At 35.7% G+C, this 16,727-nt stretch carries 16 protein-coding genes and 1 pseudogene; 13 read left to right on the forward strand and 4 right to left on the reverse strand.

Going from position 1 to position 16,727, the window contains the following annotated elements; genetic code table 11:
- Window positions 1-18: 18 nt before the first annotated feature.
- Both CQ046_RS17180 and CQ046_RS17185 read right to left on the reverse strand, forming a co-directional pair.
- Complete coding sequence (locus CQ046_RS17180; protein WP_105703459.1) at window positions 19-510, reverse strand: BlaI/MecI/CopY family transcriptional regulator; 492 nt, start codon at window positions 508-510, stop codon at window positions 19-21.
- An 8-nt stretch (window positions 511-518) separates the two neighbouring features.
- Window positions 519-1,121 (reverse strand): phosphatase PAP2 family protein, encoded by a 603-nt coding sequence (locus CQ046_RS17185; protein WP_105703460.1) that lies wholly within the window; start codon window positions 1,119-1,121, stop codon window positions 519-521.
- 530 nt (window positions 1,122-1,651) lie between these two features.
- Here CQ046_RS17185 and pdhA point away from each other — a divergent pair.
- The gene (gene pdhA, locus CQ046_RS17190) at window positions 1,652-2,653 is read left to right on the forward strand and encodes a pyruvate dehydrogenase (acetyl-transferring) E1 component subunit alpha (protein ID WP_105703461.1); all 1,002 of its coding nucleotides are present in this window, start codon (window positions 1,652-1,654) and stop codon (window positions 2,651-2,653) included.
- A 108-nt stretch (window positions 2,654-2,761) separates the two neighbouring features.
- Window positions 2,762-4,357 (forward strand): 2-oxo acid dehydrogenase subunit E2, encoded by a 1,596-nt coding sequence (locus tag CQ046_RS17195; RefSeq protein ID WP_105703462.1) that lies wholly within the window; start codon window positions 2,762-2,764, stop codon window positions 4,355-4,357.
- A gap of 64 nt (window positions 4,358-4,421) precedes the next feature.
- Here the strand turns inward: CQ046_RS17195 and CQ046_RS17200 are convergent, their stop codons facing one another.
- Entirely contained in the window at window positions 4,422-4,808 is a 387-nt protein-coding gene (locus CQ046_RS17200) for a helix-turn-helix transcriptional regulator (RefSeq protein WP_165790542.1), read from the reverse strand.
- Between the two features lie 151 nt (window positions 4,809-4,959).
- On the opposite strand from CQ046_RS17200, the gene CQ046_RS17205 reads away from it, so the two are divergent.
- The 11 genes from CQ046_RS17205 to CQ046_RS17255 all read left to right on the forward strand — a co-directional run bounded on the left by CQ046_RS17205 (window position 4,960) and on the right by CQ046_RS17255 (window position 16,399).
- The gene (locus tag CQ046_RS17205; RefSeq protein ID WP_105703464.1) at window positions 4,960-6,294 is read left to right on the forward strand and encodes a hypothetical protein; all 1,335 of its coding nucleotides are present in this window, start codon (window positions 4,960-4,962) and stop codon (window positions 6,292-6,294) included.
- Between the two features lie 10 nt (window positions 6,295-6,304).
- Window positions 6,305-6,877, forward strand: coding sequence for a DUF6705 family protein (locus CQ046_RS17210; protein ID WP_123906639.1), 573 nt, complete (start codon window positions 6,305-6,307; stop codon window positions 6,875-6,877).
- Window positions 6,878-6,986: 109 nt separating this feature from the next.
- Window positions 6,987-7,655, forward strand: coding sequence for an ABC transporter ATP-binding protein (locus tag CQ046_RS17215; protein WP_076597724.1), 669 nt, complete (start codon window positions 6,987-6,989; stop codon window positions 7,653-7,655).
- A gap of 16 nt (window positions 7,656-7,671) precedes the next feature.
- Complete coding sequence (locus tag CQ046_RS17220) at window positions 7,672-8,250, forward strand: murein L,D-transpeptidase catalytic domain-containing protein (protein WP_105703466.1); 579 nt, start codon at window positions 7,672-7,674, stop codon at window positions 8,248-8,250.
- Between the two features lie 30 nt (window positions 8,251-8,280).
- Window positions 8,281-8,958, forward strand: coding sequence for a RadC family protein (radC, locus tag CQ046_RS17225; protein WP_105703467.1), 678 nt, complete (start codon window positions 8,281-8,283; stop codon window positions 8,956-8,958).
- Window positions 8,955-9,869, forward strand: a complete 915-nt coding sequence (locus tag CQ046_RS17230) for a hypothetical protein (protein ID WP_105703468.1) — start codon at window positions 8,955-8,957, stop codon at window positions 9,867-9,869. The genes radC and CQ046_RS17230 overlap by 4 nt, the downstream gene beginning before the upstream one ends.
- A gap of 73 nt (window positions 9,870-9,942) precedes the next feature.
- On the forward strand, window positions 9,943-10,875 hold the full coding sequence (locus CQ046_RS17235) for a phytanoyl-CoA dioxygenase family protein (RefSeq protein WP_105703469.1): 933 nt from the start codon (window positions 9,943-9,945) through the stop codon (window positions 10,873-10,875).
- 89 nt (window positions 10,876-10,964) lie between these two features.
- Complete coding sequence (locus tag CQ046_RS17240) at window positions 10,965-12,140, forward strand: hypothetical protein (protein WP_105703470.1); 1,176 nt, start codon at window positions 10,965-10,967, stop codon at window positions 12,138-12,140.
- Between the two features lie 24 nt (window positions 12,141-12,164).
- Window positions 12,165-12,677: a hypothetical protein gene (locus tag CQ046_RS17245; protein WP_105703471.1), complete on the forward strand. Its 513-nt coding sequence runs from the start codon at window positions 12,165-12,167 to the stop codon at window positions 12,675-12,677.
- Between the two features lie 17 nt (window positions 12,678-12,694).
- Window positions 12,695-13,306, forward strand: coding sequence for an inorganic pyrophosphatase (locus CQ046_RS17250; RefSeq protein ID WP_089691215.1), 612 nt, complete (start codon window positions 12,695-12,697; stop codon window positions 13,304-13,306).
- A gap of 360 nt (window positions 13,307-13,666) precedes the next feature.
- Complete coding sequence (locus tag CQ046_RS17255; protein WP_105703472.1) at window positions 13,667-16,399, forward strand: sodium-translocating pyrophosphatase; 2,733 nt, start codon at window positions 13,667-13,669, stop codon at window positions 16,397-16,399.
- 79 nt (window positions 16,400-16,478) lie between these two features.
- On the opposite strand, the pseudogene CQ046_RS17260 reads toward CQ046_RS17255, so the two are convergent.
- Window positions 16,479-16,727, reverse strand: a pseudogene (locus CQ046_RS17260) (IS4/IS5 family transposase); the annotation flags it as partial.

Raw genomic sequence — 16,727 nt, forward strand, 5'->3', positions numbered from 1 at the left:
GTGTTTTTGGAGTTTAGGTTAATCCTTTTTCTTTTTCTTCTTTTTATCCTTGTCCTTGTCTTTGTCTTTTGCTTTAGTTTTCTTTTCCTTTTTCGGACTTAGGATTTCTTCAGCAATTTCAAACTTAGGTTCCTCAATTTTTGCTGGTTTTATTTCAATTTTAAGATCAAAATGACCTTTCATATCTTCCTGCGAGATTAATTTTTCGCTTAATAAAAGCTCCAAAATTTCTTTTCCGGAATCATTAAAAAAGTTGTGCGAAAGTTCTTTCAGTAAAAATTTTTTGTAACCTTCCAAAGGAACAAGCACAGTATATTTGAAGATTCTTCCTTCTTTTACAGTAGACAGATAGCCTTTTTCAACTAATATTTTCAAATAAGTGGAAACTGTATTCTGGTGTGGTTTCGGTTCCGGATGCTGCTCCATAACGTCCTTCAGATAGAAAGATTCCATTTTCCAAAACAGCTTCATAAAGTTTTCTTCTGCGGCAGTAAGATGATTTATTTTCATAGAGTATTCTAATGTTGAAATTGAATATTGCAATAAAGATAGAGAAAAGATACCAGAAAAGCTATTCCAGCGCCCATAAATACTTCTTTTACGGTGTGTCTTTTTAAAATAACACGGGTGATTCCGACTAAAATAGCAATCCCCAGCCATGCCAGACCCATTTTCCAGTCCAGGGTGAAAAATAATGCTGCTACAAATACATTGAACGCAGTGTGCATGGAACTTTTGATGAAAAGATTGCTGATCTGAAGGGCAAAAAGAAGAACCAGAATAAACAGCATGACCAAATCAATATATCCGTTTTTGATATAATTAAAAGCAAGATAAGCGACTACGCAGGCTGCAATAAATATATATAATGTTTTCCTTTGAACCCGGTTGGATACATCCATATTGGTATATCTTCCTGTTTTTACATTCCATACCAGCCATACAATAACCGGAATGATAATCATTAATAATATAGGAAGAAAATAAAGAATAGAATCTTGAAGGCTGTATTCATTCATACTCATATATACAAAATAAAGGATCAAAGAGACCAATGGGTTAAAAAAATCAGAAATGACTTTTGAAATTTTGTGTAATAATGAAGACTGCTTTTCTTCCATAATCTAGTTTAAAAACCAAATATACCATTATAACCTCAAAAAACAAGAAGCCATACAGGTGTAAAATGAGCATGGAAAAGGATTTAATTGTTGTGTGCAAGTATATTTATATAGAATAAAGAATGTTTTAAGGTATTATTAAATCCTTTCGTAAAATTAAGATAGACTGTAAAAATTACCGACTTTTCTCCTGAAAAGAAACCGTTGAAACACCCAAAAGTTATGTTAACAATAATTAAAGATGAAAGAAGCAATGAGGAAAGGGTAATCAATTTTTGATATTTTAGTTCTATTTATTACATCATAAAATCCACATAAATAGGCTTATTCTATAAATATTGTATTAGGAAATCAGTAGAGAGAATACTGTTGTATCGGGAGCTGCAAGGGTCGAAAATTAAGAATAATCCATTCAGCCCGCAAATAGATTTTGCAGAAAAAACGAAAAGTTATCTATGTATAGAATAAAAACAAAGTTTTTTTCATAATTTTGCTCAACTATTTCATCATAAAAAAGCAAGAGCTAACACATGAAAGAATTTTCTAAAGAGGTATACCTGAAGTGGTATGAAGATATGACAATGTGGAGAAGGTTTGAAGACAAATGCCGTTCTCTTTACCTAAAACAAAAAATCAGAGGTTTTTTACATTTGTATAACGGTCAGGAAGCTATTCCTGCTGGATTTACACATGCAATGGATCTTACAAAGGATAGTATGATTACTGCTTACAGATGTCACATCCATCCAATGGCGATGGGAGTAGATCCTAAGAGAATCATGGCTGAACTTTGTGGTAAAGCGACAGGTACATCCGGAGGTATGGGTGGATCTATGCACATTTTCAGTAAAGAACACCGTTTTTACGGAGGGCACGGTATCGTTGGAGGACAAATTCCTTTGGGAGCTGGTATTGCTTTTGCAGATAAATATTTCGACAGAAAAGCGGTGAACATCTGTTTCTTTGGAGATGGAGCTGCAAGACAGGGTTCTCTACATGAGACCTTCAACATGGCAATGAACTGGAAACTTCCTGTAGTATTTGTTGTAGAAAACAACCAATATGCAATGGGAACTTCTGTAAAAAGAACTGCCAACCACGAAGATATCTATAAATTAGGATTAGGATACGAAATGCCTTGTCTTGCTGTAGATGCAATGGATCCTGAAAAAGTAGCTGAAGCTGCTTACGAAGCTATTGAAAGAGCAAGAAGAGGAGACGGACCTACATTCATTGAAGCAAGAACTTACCGTTACAGAGGACACTCTATGTCTGATGCTGAGCCATACAGATCTAAGGAGGAAGTTGCTATTCATAAAAATGATGACCCAATTGAGCTTGTAAAACACAGAATTTTAGAAAACGGATGGGCTACAGAAGCTGAATTGGAAACGATGGACAACAAGTCAAGAGACTTCGTTGATGAATGTATCGAATTTATGGAAAACTCTCCATATCCTGATGCTGAGAAAGTTTACGAGTATGTATATGCTCAGGAAGATTATCCATTCTTAGACAAATTAGAAAACTAAAAGATAATGAGTTAATTTGACAATTTGAGAATTTGAAAATGTGATAGAATATGTCCTTTTTTAATTTTCAAATTTTCAGATTGCTAAATTTTCAAATTAAAATAAATTATGGCAGAAGTAATTACGATGCCCCGCCTGTCCGACACTATGACGGAAGGTAAGGTGGCAAAATGGCATAAAAAAGTAGGAGATAAAGTAAAAGAAGGAGATATTTTAGCTGAAATTGAAACTGATAAAGCAGTTCAGGATTTCGAATCTGAAATAGAAGGTACCCTTTTATACGTAGGTGTAGAAGAAGGAGGTGCTGCTGCTGTAGACTCTGTTTTAGCTATTATCGGAAATGAAGGAGAAGATATTTCAGGATTAACAGGTGGAGCAGCCGCTCCCGCTGCTGCAACTGAAGAAAAAAAATCAGAAGAACAGCCTAAAGCAGAAACTGCTGCACCTGCTGCTGCAGAAGTTCCGGCAGGAGTAGAAGTTATTACAATGCCAAGACTTTCTGATACAATGACAGAAGGTAAGGTAGCTAAATGGCACAAAAGTGTAGGCGACACAGTAAAAGAAGGTGACCTTCTTGCTGAGATCGAAACAGATAAAGCGGTACAGGATTTCGAATCTGAATTCAATGGAGTACTATTGAAGCAAGGTGTAGAAGAAGGAGGTGCTGCTCCGGTAGACTCAGTATTGGCAATTATTGGCCCTGCAGGAACTGATATTTCAGCTGTAGGAGCTCCAAAAGCCGCTGCTCAGTCCACTGAAAAACCGGCTGAACAAAAGGCAGAAGCTAAAACAGATGAAAAAGCTGCTCTGGCTGCTAACTCTTCATCTTCTGACAGAGTAGCAATCTCTCCACTGGCTAAGAAAATGGCTCAGGATAAAGGGGTTGATATCAACAGTGTTCAGGGTTCTGGTGAAAATGGAAGAATCGTTAAAAAAGATATTGAAAACTATCAGCCAGCTGCGAAAACGGCTGCTTCAGCTCCAGCAGTAAGTGCTGCTCCGGCTGCGGTAAGCTTCGTACAGGGTGAAGATACAGAGACTCAAAATTCACAGGTAAGAAATATCATTGCAAAACGTCTTTCTGAAAGTAAATTCTCTGCACCTCACTACTATCTGATGGTGGAGATCAATATGGATAAAGCAATTGAAGCTAGAAAAGAAATCAATTCTCTTCCAGATACTAAGATCTCTTTCAACGATATGATCATTAAAGCGACTGCAATTGCTTTAAGAAAACACCCTCAGGTTAATTCAAGCTGGGCAGGAGATAAGATCATCCACAGAGGGAATATCAATATTGGTGTAGCAGTAGCTATTCCAGACGGATTGGTAGTTCCGGTATTGAAAAATACAGATCAGATGACGTACACTCAGATTTCTGCATCCGTAAAAGATATGGCTTCAAGAGCTAAGAGTAAAGGTCTTAAAGCTAATGAAATGGAAGGATCTACATTCTCAATTTCTAACTTAGGAATGTTCGGAATCGAGACATTTACAAGTATCATCAACCAGCCAAACTCTGCAATCCTTTCAGTAGGAGCAATTATCGAGAAACCAATCGTTAAAGATGGTCAGATCGTAGTTGGAAACACAATGAAACTTTCATTAGCATGTGACCACAGAGTTGTAGACGGTGCTACAGGTGCTCAATTCTTACAAACATTAAGAACATATTTAGAAAGTCCATTAACATTGTTACTGTAATTTTCTGAAATGAAAATATAAAACCTCCCAAGCCGGGAGGTTTTTCGTTTTTATAATTGAAAATTTATTTTTTAAGGATTTTTATTTCTTCCTTAAGTTCTTTTACCTGTAATTTCAATTCCTCTATTCTTTCTTCATACTGTTCTATCAGTTTTTCTGAAGAATTGTAGTTAATGGTTTGGTTTTGAATTACACCACTGCCATTATCATTTGAAGAATCATTATTGTTGTTAAGCTGTAAATACCCCTCTTCAGGTTTCAGAATGTCTTCCATACTTACCTCCAGAGAAGTACATATACTTTGGATATGATTTACCCATGAATTGGTTTCTCCATTTTCTATTCTCTGGTAGGTAGACCGTGAGATATGAAGCTTCTCTGCCAGCTCTTCCTGAGAAATCCCTTTCTCTTCCCTGTATTTTCTTATTCTTTTCCCGATGGTAGTGTTCATAGCCCAAAATATTTTTTTGAATAGAACAAATATAATTTTTTTCCTAAAATAAACCTGCATCAAAAACAGGGCATTGTGATATTATTTTTTTTCACACATTTGTAGAGTTATGAAAAAATTATATATTTAACAAATAAAAAAACAAATGTCTATGATGAAAAAAAACTTGAAGCTGCTCGTTTCAGCATTAGGATTCATTTTCCTCTTCTACTCCTGTAGGACAGATGAAATGGTCAGTTCTGAACAAAGAGCACAAGATGAGAAAATAGGAGCCTTCGAAAGATTTGAAAATCTTCGTTCTCAGGAAATCCTAAGCAAGGAAAACCATTCTTCTAAAAACGGAGCTTCACTTCCGTTAAGCTATGCACAACCTTTCAGTGAAATTATTTACCAATTTCTGGCGAAACATCCGGATTTTTATGATAAGCTGGCTGATGATTTTGGTGAAATAGATTATAATGTGGCTTCACAAACCTTTGGCGAAGATAAAAAATACATTTTCTATCCGGTATTGAAAGATGGAAAAGTGACCTCTTTATGGTATGGAAAGCTAAAAGAAGATAGAACCTGGGTAGATTTTTATCTGGTGCATGATCCCTCCGCTTCCACCCAAAGAATGATTGCAGAATTTCAAAATTATTACTCTAAAAAGGCTGTAAACAGAGGTGAGCCCGATCCTCCGGTAAAAGAAATACCGGAGATTGTGATTACTCCTCCAAGTACTAACCCGCCCATCAATGATCCTCTTCCCAATACTGGCGGTGGCGGAACTTATACGCCTCCCTACACAGGAGATATGAGTGGTGGACCTATTATGCATGGTGGAGGAAGTGGAACCAGTACGACGCAAGATCCTTGTAAAAAAATGAAAACACTGAGTACAAATGCTAATTATAAAGCTAAAGTAGATCTTTTGGCCTCTAAGGTGGGATTGAAAAAAGAAACAGGATTTGCGGAGAGTAAAAGTGGAGTATTTACAGAATTATTACCTGCTGTTTCTACAGAGAACTCAGATGGTATGACGGTAACTGTAACCTCTGATCTTAAAGGATATATTCATACTCATTTGGATGATTATGATACAGGTAAAACTAATGAAGATGGATATCCTTTTATAAACGAACCTATAAGAATGTTTTCTCCAGCAGATGTAAACACATTAATGACCATGGCAGAAATGGCATCTAATGGTGATTATACTGATCTGTATGGAACAATGGTGTCAAGTGATGGAAATTATACTATTAAATTTTCAGGTACACCTTCAGATATTAAGACAGGATTTGATGGTGAACAATGGAGAATAGATTATAAAGACTTTATTGATAAAGAAAGTGGTACATTGGAAGCTAGATTTTTAATGTTTCTAAAGTATAAAATGAATGTAAAAGGTATAGATCTATATAAAATAAAAAGCAATGGTACTATACAGAAGAAAACATTAAATTCAAATAACACAGTTGATTCAAGTGATTGTCCAAATTAAAACAAAAAAAATGAAAAATATCGTATTAATACTTAGTGTATTCTTGAGTTTTTCGTGTAAAGCTCAATCTACAATTAGTCTAGAACAAGCTTACCAATACTCAAAAACTTCAGACGGAATTCCAACAACAGTAACTTATGTTAAGGACATAAACAATAAATTAGATCAATTCGTAGGAACTTGGAAAGGTTCTTATAATGGAAAAAACTATGAATTCCAATTTATTAAGAAAATAAATTTTGGAGAACATTCTATTAAATGGGACGAAATTGTTGGGAGATTTATAATAAAAGATAATACTGGAACTGTACAGTATAACTCAATAAGTGAAGTTGATGATAGTAAAACTAGATTCAGAGGGATTAAATTACAAAATAGAGCTTATATAATGAGTTTTGTAGGGAATTATGATTGTTTAGAATCCGGCAATGTATTTATAGAAACTAGAAAAAATAATCCTAACGAAATGATATTATTTTATTCTCAAGATAAAGATGGTCTTCTCAATCCTGCTAAATGTCCAAATTTCAGCAGCTTTGTGCCCCTATTACCTCAAGAAAAAATAGTATTAACAAAACAATAATAATAGACCTCCCAAGCCGGGAGGTTTTTTTGTTCTATCAATTTGAGAATTGGAAATTATCACCGTATTTTTTGATGGAATTTCAAAATCAAATTACTATTTTTGAATCATGATTAAAGCAAGAAATATCCATAAATCTTATGGGAATTTAGAAGTACTGAAAGGTGTTGATATTCACATCAAAATGGGCGAGGTGGTTTCTATCGTAGGAGAATCTGGAGCAGGTAAGTCTACGTTGTTGCAGATTTTAGGAACGTTGGATCATCCAACTCAGTCAAACAAATATGACACTGAAATTGAAATAGCAGGAGAATCATTTATTAACATGAATGATAAGCAGCTGTCAAAGTTCAGAAATCAGAATATTGGTTTTGTATTTCAGTTTCATCAGCTTCTTCCGGAGTTCACAGCACTGGAAAACGTACTGCTTCCGACAAAGATAGCCGGAGCCAATGAAAGAGAAGCACTTGAAAAGGCTTATGCTTTATTTGAAGATTTAAAGATAGAGCAAAGACTGAATCATAAACCCAATCAGCTTTCAGGTGGAGAAGCGCAAAGGGTTGCCGTAGCAAGAGCTTTAATCAATTCACCAAAAATTATTTTTGCAGATGAACCTACCGGAAACCTGGATTCCAAGAATGCAGATGATCTTCACAGATTATTTTTTGATCTTAGAGACAAATACAACCAAACCTTTGTGATTGTGACCCACAATCCGAATCTTGCAGAAATTACAGACCGCAAGCTTGTCATGAAAGACGGAATGATCATAGAATAGACGTATATCACACCAGATGATGAAACACTTTATTTTTCTTTTTCTCATTTTAATTTCCTGTTCAAAAGCTGAATCCCAGCAGTTGAACTCATTAGGTCTGCCGCAGGCAAAAATTTCGGAGATTAAAAATTATATTAAAGGAAAAGAGTACAATCAGGAACTGGCTGTTTTTATCAATTTTAAGATACCTTCCGGAAAATACCGTTATTTCATTTATAACCTGCAAAAAAATACTATAATACAACAGGCTGTAGTATCCCATGGTTCTGGTTCTGTAGTTCCAAAGTCGGATGCTTTGAAATTCAGCAATATTGAAGGGTCCTACCAGTCATCTCTAGGGAAATATGCCATTGGAGAAAGCTATGTAGGAAAGTTTGGAAAAGCATACCGCTTAAAAGGTCTTGACTCTACTAATAGCAATGCCATGCAAAGAGCAATCGTTTTGCACTCATACGGATGTATTCCGGATATTGAATCTCAGACTCCCGCATGCCTGAGTTTAGGATGCCCGATGCTTTCGGTAAATGCTCTTAAAGAGACGGCAAAATATATTGATCAGTCGACGAAACCTCTGATCTTATATGCCTTTTATTAATAAATATATTCATCTATAATCTATTTTTCCATGGCTATAAAACTCCTTGCCGAAGATGACAGACCCAGAGAAAAGTTTTTGCAGAAAGGCAGAAGCTCACTTTCTGATTCTGAATTGCTGGCTATTATTATGGGGAGTGGAAATAGAGAAGAAGATGCTCTGGAACTGGCCCGGAAAATTTTAGCCTCTGTGAACAACAGCTGGCATCAATTGAGCTTACTTTCTGCTAAAGATCTGATGAAGTTTAAAGGTATTGGAGAGTCAAAAGCCATTTCGATTATTTCAGCTTTAGAAATCGGAAGACGAAGAGCTGTACAGGAAATTCCTGAAAAAACAATTATCGGGAATAGCAATGACGCTTATATGGTTCTTAGAAACCAGCTTTCTGATTTGAGAACAGAAGAGTTCTGGGCTATTTTCCTGAATAATAACAATAAAGTGATTCACGTTTCACAATTGACACAGGGTGGAATAAGCCAGTCGATTGTAGATGTCAGAACTCTGTATAAAATGGCATTGGATCATTTCTCAACGGGTATTATCATTGCCCATAATCATCCTTCAGGAAGCTTAAAGCCAAGCCGGGAAGATATTCATATAACACAAAAAGTAAAAGAAGCAGGAAATACATTAAGTATTCAGCTTTTGGACCATATTATTGTCACGCAGAACTCCTATTTTAGTTTCTCAGATGAAGGATTGTTATGATTAGAAGATTGAAATACCATGAAATCGATTTTGTAAAATATGCTCAATGTTTAGAAAATTCCGAACAAAGAAAATATTCTGCTACAAAATATTTTTTAGATACCACTTCAACAATGCCATGGGAAATTCTCGTTTATAAAGATTACGAAGCAGTGATGCCGGTTCCTTTTGTCAGAAAATATGGGATGAAAATTGTTCAGAATCCGAAACTTTGCCAGCAGCTTGGTGTTTTTTCTGTTAAAGATAATCTCGAGCTTAATGAAGCCTTTTTAGAATATCTGGAGAAAAATTACATGATCAGGGCATATCCGTTTAATGATGTAAACAAGCTTCATACAAAGATCAGAATCAAGAAAAACTTTTTATTATATCCGGATAATTATGAAAAAATATATGCTGGATATTCTCCCAAAAGGAAAAGAAAACTTCGGTTGGGTGAGGACGTTATAAAAGAATCAGAAATCAGGACTATTTCTTACGACAAAGCAAAAGCCTTCATTGAAGCTAATACAATAGGGCTTAGTAAAGATGATGACCTGGGTGAATTCATGAGAATTTTTGAAAGTTTTCACAATTCAAATTATCTGAAGTTTACTGCTTTTTATTATCAAAATAAGATTATCAACGTTATTGCGACTTATACAGACTGTAATATGGTAGCCCTTTTAGGTAATTTTAATGATAAAGATTACGTGAAACTGTCAGGTGCTTCTGTATTGATTGATCATATCCTTAAAGAAAATATAGAAATTCATATTTTTGATTTTGAAGGAGGGGAATTGCCCAATATTGAAGAGTTTTTCAGAGGATTCCGCCCGGAGCTGAGACCTTACGGAATTATTGAAAATTCAAAAAAAAATCTTTTTAAAAAATTAGGGTATCTCATCATGAGAGGGAAATCTTTTTTATGATGAAAAGCATTGTTTAGATTGGTTCTAATTAAGTATTATTCCGTAACTTTATAAAATCCTTAGTAAAACAGTTATGTTACAACAGATTCGTCAGTACAAACTATCATATATGCTTTATAACTTGTTTAAAAAGAATAAGTTAAAACATAATATTCCACTCTATAAAAAGTACGGAATTAAGAAGAATTATTTTTCAAGTATTTCGAGTAAAGATTTTGATCATCTTCCTGCCAGTGAAAGAACTGTAGATTATTCAAAACTTACGGAAACTCCTTTTTTTAAGAAGTTAACGGAAGAAAATAAAGAAAGTGCTCTTCAGTATGATGACCGCGGTTATATGATTTTAAGGAATTTCCTGAAACCGGAAACGGCAGACCAAATCAATAGGGAGATTGATAACCTGATGAAAGATGGTACATTAAAGTTTATCTACGGAGGAAAACTGATGTTTGCTATCCACCATTCGGAAATTATAAAAAATATTGGAAGCGATAAAGAATTGCTTGACTTTTTGTCTATTTTACTGGACGGAAAATCCAAGCTTTTCCAAAGTATCAACTTTATTAACGGAAGCCAGCAAAAAACGCACTCAGACAGTATTCACATGACGACTTATCCTTTGGGAGGGCTGCTGGGAGTCTGGATAGCTTTAGAAGATGTAGATGAGACCAATGGGGCGCTGCATTATATTCCTAAAAGCCATAAACTACCGTATTTCCTGAATTCTGATTATGATAATGAAGGTTCAGCCTTAAAAATAGGGAAGAAAAGCTACAGAGCTTATGAAACATTCCTTGAGGATAAGGTAAAAGAATTGGGCTTGAAAAAAGAAGTCTTTAAAGCAAAAAAAGGAGACTTGTTGATCTGGCATGCCAATATTCTTCACGGAGGAGAACCTCATACAGATAAAAACAGAACAAGAAAAAGCCTTGTATACCACTTCTTTGATGAAAATAGTGTCTGCTATCATGAAGTGACCCAAAGACCGGCGTTATTTGAACTTTAATAGAAGTTTTGCTTTATTATAAAAGCTTTTTATAAGAATACAGATTTAAAAGATAGTTTTTTTACATTTGCATTCTTATAATACCATGTATGAAAAAAAGGGGAAATATTCTTGTTTTTATATTTTCAATCTATGTATGCTTCATGTCATACTACCTGTATACCCACCATTATTACAATACTGATATGGAAGCGTATATGGGGCTTATTTATAAAACGGAATATCCCGATATGAAGATTGAAGAAATTCATAAGAAGGTATATGATGAGCTGAGGGAAAAGAATCCCGATTTTGCAGGATTAGGACCTGTGGATCCTATGGTGGAAGAAGTTGCAAAAGGCGAAAGTACTTATTATAAAATCATATCGCAAAACCCCAAAGCCTATGAAGAAGAATTACAGCTTTTTGTAGTAAAACCTTTTTATAATTTTATCAACTGGTCATTCTTTAAAATGGGTTTCAGTGCATCTGCTTCAACCTCTTTAATCTCAATAATTTCTTATGCGCTCATCCTGATCTTAATTTTCAGCTTTCTGATAAAAATCCTGAAAAACTATAGTCTGGCCTTCATTATTGTCATTTTGATTTCGATGTTCAAGCCTCTTCCGGAATCTACCAGACATGTTTCTGCAGATACTTTATCATGTTTTTTGCTTCTTTTGAGTTTCTACGTATTTTTGATCAGGAAAAATTTCTTTCTTGCAGGGATCTTTGCCATGCTGTGTATTCTTACAAGACCGGAATATTTTATTTTCTATTCATTCCTGTATGGCCTGATTTATCTTTACAGGCAAAAACTAGAGGTGAAAACAGCTTCATTATTACTATCATATGGATATCTGTTTCTATCCTTCGCTTTGATACAAGCTTTTAATCAGGTGGCATGGTCTACACTTTTTATGAATCAATTTACTAAAGTTCAGATTTATCCTGTTTCAAATCCAGATCCGTTCTCCTTCTCAGAGTATATTCATTTTATTAAAAGCAATATAATGCTGGAGTTTAACGGTTCATTCTTTCCGCTTTTGCTGATCTTTATAGTTGTTATTCTGGCGAATAAATTTTCCCTTTACAGCAAAAAGAACCAGGCTCAGGTATTGTTTTTTGCGATTATTTATGTCACAGTTATGCTAAGATTTCTTGTTTTTCCGTCTCTGGTAAACAGAATGATGCTGGGCTTTTATCTCGTAATTATACTGGCATTAATTTATATACAAAGTTCTAGAGTGGATATATTTAAAAACTCTTTAGAAGACGGAAAATAATTAGTAATTTTGCAGTCTAAAATTATGACGAGTCTCTCAGGATATTTACCGTATGCATTTGCATTAATTATTGCAATTCCTTTTCTGGTTTTGCTTAGACAATTTGTACACTCGTACATTACCCTTAAAAACCAGGAAATCAAACTACTTAGCGTGAAGTCGAATTCAGAGAATAAAGCACATTCATACGAAAGAATGACCCTTTTTCTGGATAGAATGAAGCCGTCAAACCTTATCCAGAGATTTGACAGAGATCTTGCCGTTCATGAGTTTATTTTCCTTACAGAAAAGACCATTAACGAAGAATTTGAATATAACTCTTCACAACAGTTATACATCACAAAAAATTCCTGGAAGAATATTGTAGACTCGAAAAATGCAATCATAGAGCTGCTTCACAAGACCTATGACGGATTGAAAGGAGAAGTTCAGCTGGATGAATTCAAAACGATTTTCATCATGAACTATATGGAAGGCAACGATTATATCGTCGAAACAATAGAAGACCTAAGAAAAGAAATTTTAATAATAACTTAAAAAATAACAGATAAATAATGATTCCAAATTTTAAAGCACATCCATGGCACGGAATTTCTGCAGGAGAAGATGCGCCAAATGTTGTAAACGTATTTGTGGAAATTGTTCCTTCAGATACTATTAAATATGAAGTAGATAAAGAAACAGGATATTTAAAAGTAGACAGGCCACAGAAATTCTCTAACATTATCCCTGCTTTATACGGTTTTGTTCCAAGAACATACTGTGATAAAGAAGTGATGAGACTTGCTGTAGAATCAGGAGCTACTGATGTTACTATGGGAGATCATGACCCTCTTGATATTTGTGTTTTAAGTTCTCACAACATCCATGCCGGAGGTTTATTGATGGAAGCTATTCCAATTGGAGGTTTCAAAATGATAGACGGAGGTGAAGCTGATGATAAAATTGTTGCAGTAATGATTAATGACCACGCTTTCGGACACTTCAGAGATATTGCTGAATTACCAGAAGCAGAAGTAAGAAGATTAATGCATTACTTCCTTACTTACAAAAACCTACCGGATGAGCCTGCAAAATGTAGAATCCAGGAGGTTTACGGAGCTGAGCACGCAAGAAAAGTGATTAAAGCTTCTCAAACAGACTATGCAGATAAATTCGGAGGATAAGATTCTCTTAATTCAATACAACAAAAGGATAGACAGGTTTCTGTTTATCCTTTTTTTCTTAATTAAAACAATTATTTGAATATAAAACTATCATAGCGAGCAGAATATGAAGCAATCTCATGTTTGAAAGATCTTCTTATCAGTTAAACCTCAAATGTTTAAATTATTCAAAGAATTTCCATCCTGATAATTTCTCTGAAACCTTTATTCAGTACCGTTTTTAATAGATTTAGATCCCTGTTATTCCATTGCGGTATTTTTATTTTTTTGATGATAAACGTCATACTGTTAAAATTTTTAACGCTTTGATGGTAATTATTTATTATATTTAATTTTCTATTACCAAAAAAATATTAAACTATGGATCTATTTATGTTAGTGCCAATTTTTGGTGTCGTGGCTTTACTTTACACATTTCTTCAGAGCAATTGGGTTAATAAACAGAATGCCGGAAATGAAAAAATGAAAATAATCAGCGGCCATATCGCAGACGGTGCAATGGCTTTTCTAAAGGCTGAATACAAAATCTTAACGTACTTTGTTGTAGTAGTCGCCATTTTACTGGCAGTGATGGGCTCTACAAATGCTAACTCGCACTGGAGTATCGGAATTGCTTTTGCTGTTGGAGCTATTTTCTCTGCATCAGCAGGTTTTATCGGAATGAAAATCGCAACCAAAGCGAATGTGAGGACCGCAGAAGCAGCAAGAACTTCGTTGTCAAAAGCCCTTAAAGTCTCTTTTACAGGAGGTTCCGTAATGGGAATGGGAGTTGCCGGACTGGCAGTGTTAGGTTTAGGAGCTTTATTTCTTATTATTAAGCAGATTTTTGCACCTGAAGCCACAGTAGACTCTCATGAAATGGAAAAAACCATTGAGATTCTTACAGGATTTTCTCTTGGAGCTGAATCTATTGCCCTTTTTGCAAGAGTAGGAGGTGGTATTTATACAAAAGCTGCAGACGTAGGAGCCGACCTTGTTGGGAAAGTAGAAGCAGGAATTCCTGAAGATGATCCCCGAAACCCTGCTACCATTGCAGATAACGTGGGAGATAACGTAGGAGATGTTGCCGGAATGGGAGCCGACCTTTTCGGATCTTATGTGGCAACAGTTCTGGCAACGATGGTGTTAGGCAGAGAAACAATTTCTGATGATGCATTCGGAGGTTTTGCACCGATACTTTTGCCGATGTTGATTGCAGGAACTGGAATTATATTTTCCATGATTGGAACTTTATTTGTAAAAATTAATGATAATGAAGGTTCATCCACTTCAAGTGTGCAGAATGCATTAAACCTTGGAAACTGGGGGAGTATTGTGATTACCGCTATCGCCTCTTACTTCCTGGTAACTTATATTCTTCCTGAAAAAATGGTTCTCAGAGGCCATGAATTTACTAAAATGGGAGTATTCGGAGCCATTATGGTAGGGCTGGTAGTAGGAACTTTAATGAGTATTATTACAGAATATTATACCGCAATGGGTAAAAGACCGGTTTCCAGTATTGTGAGACAGTCTTCTACAGGCCATGCAACCAATATTATCGGCGGACTTTCCGTGGGGATGGAATCCACCTTGCTTCCGATTCTTGTACTTGCAGGTGGTATCTATGGTTCTTATCTGTGTGCCGGACTTTACGGAGTAGCTATTGCAGCAGCAGGAATGATGGCTACTACAGCAATGCAGCTTGCTATTGACGCTTTTGGGCCTATCGCAGATAATGCCGGTGGTATTGCTGAAATGAGTGAACTTCCTAAAGAAGTGAGAGAAAAAACAGATATTCTTGATGCCGTAGGAAATACAACTGCTGCTACCGGAAAAGGATTTGCAATTGCTTCAGCTGCTTTGACAGCATTGGCTTTATTTGCGGCGTTTGTAGGAATTGCAGGAATTGACGGGATTGATATTTACAGAGCAGATGTTCTTGCAGGATTATTTGTTGGAGGAATGATTCCATTTATCTTCTCATCATTGGCGATTACGGCAGTGGGACAAGCTGCGATGGCAATGGTGGAGGAAGTAAGAAGGCAGTTCCGTGAAATTCCCGGAATTCTGGAAGGAAAAGCGCAGCCGGAATATGAAAAATGTGTAGCTATTTCTACAGATGCATCCATCAGAAAAATGATGCTGCCAGGGGCTATAGCCATTGTTTCTCCATTATTAATCGGATTTATTTTCGGGCCTGAAGTATTGGGAGGATTCCTTGCTGGTGCTACCGTATGTGGTGTCCTGATGGGAATGTTCCAGAATAATGCAGGAGGTGCCTGGGATAATGCCAAAAAATCATTTGAAAAAGGTGTTGATATTAATGGGCAGACCTACTACAAAGGTTCAGAACCTCACAAAGCATCCGTAACAGGAGATACGGTGGGAGATCCGTTTAAAGATACATCAGGACCATCTATGAACATCCTGATCAAATTAATGTCAATTGTTTCATTGGTTATTGCACCTACTTTGGCTGTTTTGCATAAAGATAAAATTGAAGCGAACAGAAAAGCAAAAATTGAAAGTCTTACAGGGATTGCTACCGCTGCAACAGGGGTAAATGGAGATACAAAAATCATTACTGCTGTTCCGGGAGAAATTAAAGGACACCTTAATGAAAGCGGTGACTTTGTGTATGAAACCGGAAATATTCAGAAAATAAAGCTGGATGGAGGAAAAACGATTGCCATTGGAGATGGAAGCCAGCTTTATCAGCTTTATAATGTTGTTAAACAGAAAGATAAATCTGCATTGGACCCAAATAAATGGTACACGATTGAAAATCTATATTTTGAAACGGGTTCAAGTGATCTGAAAGCAGAATCCGTACTCCAGGTGAATACATTGGCTGAAATTTTAAATGCCTATCCGGATTTAAAAATTAAATTGGGTGGATATACAGATAACAGTGGTAATGAAGATAGCAATATCAAATTATCTAATCTGAGAGCGCAAACCGCAAAATTGAAACTTCTTGAGTTAGGAATTTCGGCAGACAGAATTGAAGCAGAAGGATACGGATCACAGCATCCTGTATGTGAAGCCAATGATACTGACGAGTGTAAAGCAAAAAACAGAAGAATTGATGTAAGAGTGTTAGATCTTTAAAATCAATTTAAGAATAATTAAAAAGCATCGCCCTGGCGGCAGTTATGGTCGGAAGAAATTCCGGCCATATTTTTTGTGTTTATGTTTTGAAGACTTTAGCAGGATCACCACCTGCAAAAAGGATTAGAATAGCAGTAATCATATCGCGAAGTTCCATAGTAATGCGTCTCTTTGCCGTTTTGTATCCTAAGTCGTTTGCTTTTTTGTAGATCAATAACAACATAGAAGCGATCATCGTCATATAGACCATCACTTCAATTCCGTTTTTATTGAGCGAAACAAGATGGCTTAAATTCAACTCTTGTTTCATAAATCTGAAGAATACCTC

Origin of the sequence: Chryseobacterium sp. MYb7 (assembly GCF_002979455.1) — a bacterium.
Lineage (GTDB): Bacteria > Bacteroidota > Bacteroidia > Flavobacteriales > Weeksellaceae > Chryseobacterium.